Raw genomic sequence first — 9469 nt, 5'->3', positions numbered from 1 at the left:
TTGACCGCACCCCTGCCATTAACGGCGGTGGAGGCAAGCTTGGCTTGGAAGCGCATTTGGACCAAGTATTGGCGCAAAAGAAAGGCAACACACCAATTACGGCAGAGTTTATTGTATATGATCTGCCCGGACGGGATTGTAAAGCCTTGGCTTCCAACGGTGAGCTGCCGCTGACCCAAGCGGGGCTGGAAACGTACAAAAAGGATTATATCGACAAGATTGCTACGATCTTTGCCAATCCCAAATATAAGGATATTCGTATCGTAGCGATCATTGAACCAGACAGTTTGCCAAACCTCGTGACCAATCTGAATGACCCTAAATGTGCGGAAGCCAAATCTACAGGAATTTATGAAGCCGGCATCAAGTATACAATTAATAAGTTGAACGATATTCCTAACGTCTACAAATATGTAGATATCGGTCACTCCGGCTGGCTGGGTTGGGATAACAATCGCACAGCAACCGTATCGTTGTTCACGAATGTTTTCAGAGATACGAGCAAAGGACTGTCCAGTGTGGATGGCTTTATCACGAATACAGCCAATTCTTCCCCGCTGACAGAGCCTAATCTGCCCGATCCAAACCTGAATATCGGCGGACAGCCGATCAAATCTTCCAAATACTACGAATGGAATCCTAATTTCGATGAATCTGATTTCGCAGAGGCATTGCACAGAGACTTTGTGAGTGCAGGCTGGCCGAGCTCACTCGGTATGTTAATTGATACGGGTCGTAACGGCTGGGGAGGACCTAACCGTCCGACTGCCGCTGTCGGCAGTGATATTAACTCCTATGTGAACTCAGGCCGCGTAGACAAACGCTCGCATCGTGGTAACTGGTGTAATAACAGCGGAGCAGGTATGGGTACGCCGCCGCAGACAGCTCCAGCTTCCCATGTCGATGCTTATGTATGGGCGAAACCTCCGGGTGATTCCGATGGTTCCAGCTCGCTCATTCCGAACGATGAGGGTAAAGGCTTTGACCGATATTGCGATCCTACCTATACAACCAAGGATGGCACATTAACAGATGCTTTACCGAATGCACCTATTTCAGGAGCTTGGTTCCATGATCAGTTTGTTATGCTTGTGCAAAATGCATATCCAGCGATTGTCCCTTCATCCGGTGGCGGAACAACTCCTACACCATCCGCTCCGGCAGTACCAGCGGGCTTAAAGGCGACAGCGGGTAATGCGGAAGTGAAGCTGACCTGGAATGCGTCCACTGGGGCCGACAGCTACACGGTAAAACGTGCAACCAGCGAAGCAGGTCCTTTTACAACCGTTGCGCCTCTTGTTACTGAGAAAGAGTACACGGATAAGGGACTGACCAACGGAACAACTTATTTCTATGTCTTAAGTGCTACGAATACGACAGGAACAAGCAAGGATTCCACTGCGGTAAGCGCCGAACCAAAAGGTACACCGATAGATCCAACGGACCCTACAGATCCTACAGAACCAGCGGGTGATCTGGTTGTAATGTATCGGGCCGGGGACACCGATCCAGCTAATAACTCAGCCAAGCCCTTCTTAAATCTAAAAAATAAAGGTACAACACCCGTGAAGCTGAGTGAGCTGAAAGTCCGGTATTATTTCACGAAAGATGGCAGCCAGGAGCTGCAATCTGCAGTAGACTATGCGCAAGTAGGCAATGATAATGTGCTGCGTACCATTACAGACAACTATATTGAAATTGGTTTCAATGCTGCTGCCGGCACGCTTGCTGCTGGAGCGCAAACAGGTGATATTCAGATCCGCATCAACAATAGCGACTGGTCTAGCCTGGACGAATCCAATGACTACTCCTTCGATCCAACCAAAACCTCTTATACAGAGTGGAATAAAGTAATGTTGTTCCATAACGATAAGCAGGTGTGGGGAATCGAACCTTAGGATCAGGACAGAAGATGTGCGCTTAAGTAATGGAAGAGCCCCGAAGAAAAAGCTATGGCTTAACTGCCGTAGCTTTTTTTGATCGTTTTCAGATAAAGACCTCATGACCAAGGGAATAAGTATTCAAATTGTGTATAATAAAAAAGAATGCTTTGTTCTACTGTGGAGGTCATCATGAGTAAAAAGTTAATTTTAGATGTAGATACGGGTATCGACGACGCACTTGCCATTGCGTACGCTGTCCATTCGCCGGAATTGGAGCTGCTCGGTATTACAACCACCTTTGGCAATATCTCGGTGGAGGAGGCGACACGCAACTCGCTGATCCTGCTGGAAAAGCTGGGTGTAGAGGCTCCGGTCGTGTCCGGCGCTCGCAAGCCGTATGCCCGTGAGCTGTTCAAGCCGTATTCCCGGCATATCCACGGCGAGGACGGGATTGGCAACCAGTTGAAGGGTTCGCCTTCCCGACAGGCTGCAACTGGTGATGCTGCTGATTTTATCATCGGACAGGCTCGTCACTATGAAGGCAAGCTTACCCTTGTTGCGGTGGGACCCCTGACGAACCTTGCGATTGCACTGGATCGCTGTCCCGAACTGCCGCAATTGCTTGACCGTCTGATCATTATGGGCGGCGCAGTCACGGTAAAAGGCAACGTAACCCCGACCGCTGAAGCGAATATATATGCCGATCCTGAAGCCGCAGCTAATGTGTTGGGAGCGGGTTTCCCGCTTACGCTGGTTGGGCTGGACGTGACTATGCAGACGCTGCTTCCTCAGCATGAGGTGGACAAATGGCGTGAGCAAGGGACCGAGTTGAGCACGTTTATGGCAGATATGACGGACTTTTATATGGAAGCCTATCGTAATTTCAGACCCGGTATCGCGGGCTGTGCTTTGCATGATCCGTTGGCCGTAGGGCTAGCGATTGATTCCAGCTTTGTGGAGACGCGCCCGATGCACATTGCCGTCGAGGTGGGGAATTCCGCTGAGGTTGGTCGTACCCGTGAAGTAACGGACAAGGATCAAGCTCATTCGCAGACAAGTATTGACGTGGCACTTGAGGTGGATGCGGAGCGGTTTTTGCGTCATTTTCTGAGCCGGGTGGTATAAAAAATAATTCAAAGGATTGCCGGTGGATCTGCATCGGCAATCCTTTGTGCATGCATGTTAGACTGCGCCCTCATAAACCACAAAGGAGGAGATTTATTGTGTTTTCTGCTGCTCAACGTCTGCCTTTGCTGGAACACATGTACAATCATGCCCCGACAGGGATCGCCATTTTTTCGAGGGACGGAAAATGTCTGTACGTCAATCCCGCCCTTTGCCACATGGTCGGATACAAGCAAGAGGAATTGCTGAAAACCCGATATTATCATTTGTTGTATAAAGGAGACAAAGATCGACAAGCGTTGCGGGACGCCTATACAGGCTGGCTGAAAGCTACGGATCAAGTGTACAAGGCAGAGCTTCGTTTAAAACATCAGCGGGGGACATCCGTCTGGTTATCGCTGGAATTAACGATATTTGATGACCCGGCTACGGGTCAAACGTATCTGATTGCCTACGCGATAGACGTCACGGAGAAAAAAGACATGCAGCAGGTACTCTCGGACAATGAGGACTTGTACATGCTGATTACAGAAAATACGCCGGATGTGGTCTCGTTCAGCACGCCGGACGGCAACCTTCAATATGTTTCTCCTTCGGTAGAGAAGCTTCTTGGTTACACCAGGCAGGAAATGCTCGGCAAAAAACGGCTCGAATTTTATCATGCAGAAGATGCCGATTATATGCGCGTACATGGAATCTTCCAGGAAACAGGTATTATGAAGCGGCGTGTGCGTCACAAGGACGGACATTATTTGTGGCTGGAAGTGTCATACCGCATTATTCGGGATGAGGAAGGTCAGATCAAGCGGGTTCTGTCTATTGGTCGCAACATCACGGAGCGCCAGAAGAGTGAGGATAATCTTGCAAAAGCCCAGCGACTGGCGATGTTTGGCTCATGGGACTGGGATTTGGTTAACGACGTTTTGCATTTCTCCAAGGAATTCCGCAGCATTTTCGGCTTTAGCGTAAAGCCGGTCGAGACAAGTATTGATTCTTTTCTGGATGCTATTCATCCAGAGGATAAAGAGCGAATGATCGAGATCATAACGAACGTCATTTTAAAAGGGATTCATCAAGAAACCTTTTACCGGATTGTATTGCCTAATGGTGAACAGAAAGTGCTGCGTTCGACCTGGGAAGCGGAAATGGACGAGCGCGGAGGGCAGCCGATTCAAGTTGTCGGTATGATACAGGATGTCACGGAGCACCAAAAGATGGAGCAGCGTCTTCGTGAAAGCGAGAACCGTTATAAATCGCTGTTCCAGCATAATCCGCTCGGCATATGCGCCATGAATATGGAGGGGCAAATCCTGAGTGTAAATCCCAGTCTGGAGGAGCTTACCGGTTATACAAGGAAGGAACTGCTTGAGACTGGAGTTCTTGCGATGGCTCCTTCCGAGGAACAGGACAAGATTAGGCATCATATGGAGCTGGCCAAACAGGGAGAAACGCAAACCTATGAATCAGAGTTCATACATAAGGATGGGGAGCGCCTGTTTATCAAGGTAACCAATATCCCGATTTTTGTGCATGAGCAAATTGTCGGCTGCTATGGCATCGTTGAAAATGTCACCCCGCTCAAAAGCTACATCGCCCAAATCCAAAAGCTCAGCAACGAGCATTCACTCATTTTGAACGCGGTATCTGAAGGCATTGTGGGCTTGAGCACCGAGGGGCATGTCCGTTTTATGAATCCGGCGGCGGTCGAAATGTTTGGAGTGGGATCGGAAAATCCACTGAGCGGGACATATACGGACATGATCCGCCATTTCGATGAGATTAGCAGACATTATCCGGATGAGCAGCCCTCCATTCTTCAAGCGATCCGCAGTGGCGCTTCTTATCAGGCTGAGGAAGCCGTATTTTGGAAAAAAGACGGGTCCAGCTTCCTTGTCTCTTACCGGATCAGTCCCCTGATGGATAATGGAGAGCGTAAAGGGGCCGTAATGGTTTTTGTGGATATGACGAATGAGAAGGAAATCATCCGGGCCAAGGAATCAGCCGAGCGGGCCGACCGGGCCAAGTCAGAATTTCTTTCTGTGATGAGTCATGAGCTTCGTACACCGATGAACGGAATTATCGGGATGGCCGGGTTGCTCGCAGACACTGAACTGGATGAGGAACAGCGAAGTTATATCGATATTATTACCAATAGCAGCAGTGCTTTAATGCAGATATTGAATGAAATACTGGATTTGAGCAAAATTGAGGCTGGAAAAATGGCGTTGCTGCACGAGCCTTTTGAACTTGAGAATATGATGGGCAGTGTGGCGGACCTATTTCTCAAGCAGGCTATGGAAAAAGACATTGAGCTGGAGTGGCACGTGGATCAGGAATTGCCGGGAGTCCTTGTCGGTGACCATGTGCGTATCCGGCAGGTGCTGGTGAATTTGGTGAGCAATGCAATCAAATTTACGGAGCGAGGGCGTGTAAACATCTTTGCCGAGAGCAAGGCTTACAGCAGCCGTAAAAAGAAATGCTTGATTGAGTTCAGTGTAACCGATACCGGCATCGGTATTCCCTCAGATCGCCAGCATCTATTGTTTCAGCCCTTTTCCCAGCTTCATCCGGCATTGAACCGGAAATATGGAGGCACAGGTCTGGGGCTGTCCATCTGCAAAAACCTGGTCAATCTGATGGGCGGCTCCATTGATGTGGATAGTGACGAGGCCAGAGGAGCCACGTTCCGGTTTCAGCTAGATCTTATGCTACCGGAAGGGGAAGCACTTGCGAATATAAGCCGTGATGAGCCTTACGAATCGACGGAATGCTAAAAGAAATAGCCAGCCGTGGTGCTTAACGCATCACGGCTATTTTTATGTCCAAGTGGAATGGTATGCAAGGCGTTTCTCTATTCTGTAATAAATAACCAAAGAAATGATTGACAAACTGTTCTAACTGTATTATTAATAATAGTACAGTTAGAACAGTTGAAAGGATGCAGATGAATCTGATCAAGTCTTGAAAGGAGGAAGTCCATGTTCGAGCTGGATATCCGCAGTCGTAAGCCGATCTACGAACAGCTAATAGACAAGGTAAAGGAAATGATCGTATACGGATCGCTTCAGCCGGATGAGCAATTGCCTTCTGTACGGGTTTTATCCGCTCAGCTTACGGTGAATCCCAATACGATTCAGAAGGCGTATCGAGAGCTGGAACGCGAAGGATACATCTATTCCGTCCAGGGCAAGGGTAGCTTTGTCACCCCTGCCGAGCATCAGCCGCAGCAAATGAAGCGGGATGAGATTCGGGCGGCGCTGTTGAAGCAGATGATCGAAGCTGTCCATTTCGGTTTTACGCAGCAGGAAGTGGACGTCTTATACGTGGAAGCTACGCAATTGAAGGAAAGGGGGATGTCCCTTGATTGAATTAAGGGAAGTCACAAAGACATTTACAGAAGAAAAGGCTGTCGATCAGCTCGCCCTCACGGTGAAGAAAGGCTCTATTTTTGGACTTTTGGGCTCCAACGGAGCAGGTAAAACGACACTGCTCAAAATTATCGCCGGGATTTACCGACCGGATACTGGCAAGGTGCTAATCGGTGGGCAGCCGGTGTATGAGCAGCCGGAAGTCAAGCAGCGCATTCTGTTTATGCCGGATACCCCTTATTTTTTCCCGCAAACGACGATTCGCCAGATGGCCCTGTTTTACCGTTCCATTTATCCGAGCTGGAGTCAGGAACGCTACATACAGCTTACCGACATTTTCAAGCTTGACCCGAAGCGTAAGCTTCACCGTTTTTCCAAGGGGATGAAGCGTCAGGCCGCTTTTTTGCTTGCCTTGAGCTGTATGCCTGAGCTGCTGATTTTGGATGAGCCGATTGACGGACTGGACCCGGTAATGCGACGAATGATCAAAAATCTGCTGTTCCAGGAAACCGCCGCACGTGAGATGACTGTCGTGATTTCATCCCATAATTTGCGTGAGATTGAAGACATGTGTGATCATGTCGGCATTATGCATCAGGGACGTATGCTGTTGGAAAAAGAGGTCGACGATCTCAAGTCCGATACGCATAAGGTGCAGGTTGCCTTTCGTGACAGCACGCATGAGGAGGTTGTCTGCGAACAACTTTCGGTTGTACATAAGGAGCGCAGAGGCAGTGTTCTGCTGCTTATTATCCGGGGTGAACGAGAGCGGATTACAGAGACGATTCAGGCGTATGAGCCGCATGTGTTCGATTTGCTACCGTTGACGCTGGAGGAAATTTTCATTTATGAAATGGAGGACGCAGGTTATGACATCCAACCGATTCTTCTGTAGCGGCGGCGTGATTCGCCAAAGCCTGAGACAGCATGGCTGGATCGGTCTGTTGTACTTGGCGGGATTATTGTTTACAGTGCCGCTGCCGTTATTTATGAGCATCGGAGACGAACGGGTGCACGAGGTTTTGAGAAGCTTGTTCGATAGTGCAAACTCAGGTAATGATTTGCAAAATATGATTTTATTGACCGTACCCGTGCTGACAGGTGTGATGTTGACTCGTTTTATTCAGCGGCAGGGGCCATCTGATTTGTATCACAGTCTGCCATTACGCAGGGAACATCTGCTAACGGCACATTTGATCAGTGGTCTTATCCTCTTGCTCATACCCGTGTGGCTCACGGCAGGAGTGACGGCTTGGGTTAACGCGACGAATGATCTGCCTTATATTTTTCACATGAATGATGTTGGATCATGGGCATTGGTCGTCTCGGTCATTAGCATTTTTCTTTTCACCTTTACTGTACTTGTAGGTATTGGCGTAGGGCAATCGCTGCTGCAAATTGCTGTAGTATACATTTTGATGGTGCTTCCTTTCTTTCTGTCATCCATGATTAGTCGCTTTCTGGGGCATCATTTGTACGGTTACTATCAGGTCAGTGGAACAATAGTTCGTTATAGTGATGGCATGGAGTTACGTAGTAACAATAATATTTGGCATTCTTTATCGCCGTTTATTCGCTTTACGGAATTGCTAAAAACTCCATTTTCATATATTGAACTGCTTGTTTATATTGGTGTTTCTCTGCTGTTTGTGATCTTGAGCTATGTGTTGTATCGCAAACGGCTGGTAGAGAAGGCAACGCAAGCAATGGCATTTACCTTCCTCCAACCCTTATTTAAGGCAGGAGTCATGTTATGTGTCATGCTGATGATAGGAGAATATTTTTATAGCCCAGGGGGGCAGGGTAAAGACTGGTCGATCTTCGGTTATGTGCTCGGAGCTATTTTAGGTTATATCGTTGTGGAGATGGTAATCCGCAAGACGTGGCAAATCGTACGTGTTCGTGCTTTGTTGGAGTTGGTCGCATACGGTGCAGTATTGGGTCTGGCAATGTACATTCCGACTTCAAGTTGGATAGGCTACGAGGAACGGATTCCAGCCGCGCATTCGGTGGAGCAAGTTTATGCCGGACCAAGTTTGTATTTGGATGGGGGCATTACACGAAAAGATCTTTATTTTTCGCAGGATAAAGCTTATATCGCTTCTGTGCTGAATTTACAGCGTGAACTCGTGCGGGCCCATTCATCAGGACAGACGTCCATGACCAAAGATGAACCTCTTCAAATGATAGCCATTGCCTATCACCTTGACGATGGTTCAATTATGACCCGAAGCTATACATTTCCCGAGCAGCCTTTCCGGGCAGAGCTGGCAAAGGTCATGGTGTCTGAGCCGTACAAAACAGTAGCATACTCGTTGGATAAGCTATATGGTGCAGCCGAAACGATCAGCATTAAATCAGGGGATGATGAGGAACGGAGGGTGATACTGACCGATCCGAAAGAAATTCGCGAATTTGAAGCTGTGCTGAAAGAAGAAATTTTGGATATGAGTTATAGCGAAATGCAGTCTGGAAGTTATCCGCTGGGGAATATCGAAATTCTGAATAAAGCTTCCTCTATCTCCAAATATGAGCCGGAATGGGCTCGTAATGTTGCATTTAACTGGCGTTTATCCTTTCACAAACTGGAAGGTTGGCTGAAACAGAAGGGATATGCCGACAAGGTAATTGTCACGTCGAAGGATATACTTTCTGTGCGTGCTGTTCCAATTGTTTCTCAGGAGATGAAACCTTATCAATCTGGACAGTATATCGACGACGTCAATTTATTCAGAGATATACAACAGAAGCATAAAGCAATCGTCATTGAAGATATGAAGCTCTGGAAAGCTATTTTGGAAAACCGCAGATCCTATAACTATACTCCGGATATGGAGAAGGGCACTTACCTGATACAGATCAAAATCAAACCTTTATATGGCTTAAATGCTCACACAGGCTATTATTTATTAACTCCAAAAGACATGACACCTGAGCTTGCGAAGGCTCTGCCAGCAGCTCCTTAAAACGGCACCGAACGGCAGATAAGAAATTCCTCCTGATTTGGGCAGATGTAGAGGTATATAGAGATAGAACGCAGAACATAAAGAGTATAGCGTTCGGTAAATGATGTCAGCCCAATTCAGGAAGGAG

Annotated in this window: 6 protein-coding genes; all 6 read left to right on the top strand. The window is 47.9% G+C overall.

The genetic code is table 11. The features are described from left to right. Positions 1–1898: glycoside hydrolase family 6 protein (locus L696_RS0127510; RefSeq protein WP_025686510.1), on the top strand; the 1898-nt coding region annotated here is incomplete at its 5' end. 174 nt (positions 1899–2072) lie between these two features. Next, positions 2073–3008, top strand: coding sequence for a nucleoside hydrolase (locus tag L696_RS0127505; RefSeq protein ID WP_025686509.1), 936 nt, complete (start codon positions 2073–2075; stop codon positions 3006–3008). 98 nt (positions 3009–3106) lie between these two features. Continuing rightward, positions 3107–5782, top strand: a complete 2676-nt coding sequence (locus tag L696_RS0127500; RefSeq protein ID WP_025686508.1) for a PAS domain S-box protein — start codon at positions 3107–3109, stop codon at positions 5780–5782. Between the two features lie 204 nt (positions 5783–5986). Next, entirely contained in the window at positions 5987–6376 is a 390-nt protein-coding gene (locus tag L696_RS0127495; protein WP_025686507.1) for a GntR family transcriptional regulator, read from the top strand. Beyond that, positions 6369–7271 (top strand): ABC transporter ATP-binding protein, encoded by a 903-nt coding sequence (locus tag L696_RS0127490; protein WP_025686506.1) that lies wholly within the window; start codon positions 6369–6371, stop codon positions 7269–7271. The genes L696_RS0127495 and L696_RS0127490 overlap by 8 nt, the downstream gene beginning before the upstream one ends. Next, positions 7246–9342 (top strand): hypothetical protein, encoded by a 2097-nt coding sequence (locus L696_RS0127485; RefSeq protein ID WP_025686505.1) that lies wholly within the window; start codon positions 7246–7248, stop codon positions 9340–9342. The genes L696_RS0127490 and L696_RS0127485 overlap by 26 nt, the downstream gene beginning before the upstream one ends. Positions 9343–9469: the final 127 nt, after the last annotated feature.

It is taken from the genome of Paenibacillus maysiensis (assembly GCF_000520815.1).
GTDB classification, from domain to species: domain Bacteria; phylum Bacillota; class Bacilli; order Paenibacillales; family Paenibacillaceae; genus Paenibacillus; species Paenibacillus maysiensis.
This window is presented reverse-complemented; position numbering and strand designations above follow the sequence as displayed.

Coding starts and splice junctions, on each gene's coding strand:
- L696_RS0127495 (WP_025686507.1), top strand. CDS start 5,987: ATGTTCGAGCTGGATATCCGCAGTCGTAAGCCGATCTACGAACAGCTA.
- L696_RS0127485 (WP_025686505.1), top strand. CDS start 7,246: ATGACATCCAACCGATTCTTCTGTAGCGGCGGCGTGATTCGCCAAAGC.
- L696_RS0127505 (WP_025686509.1), top strand. CDS start 2,073: ATGAGTAAAAAGTTAATTTTAGATGTAGATACGGGTATCGACGACGCA.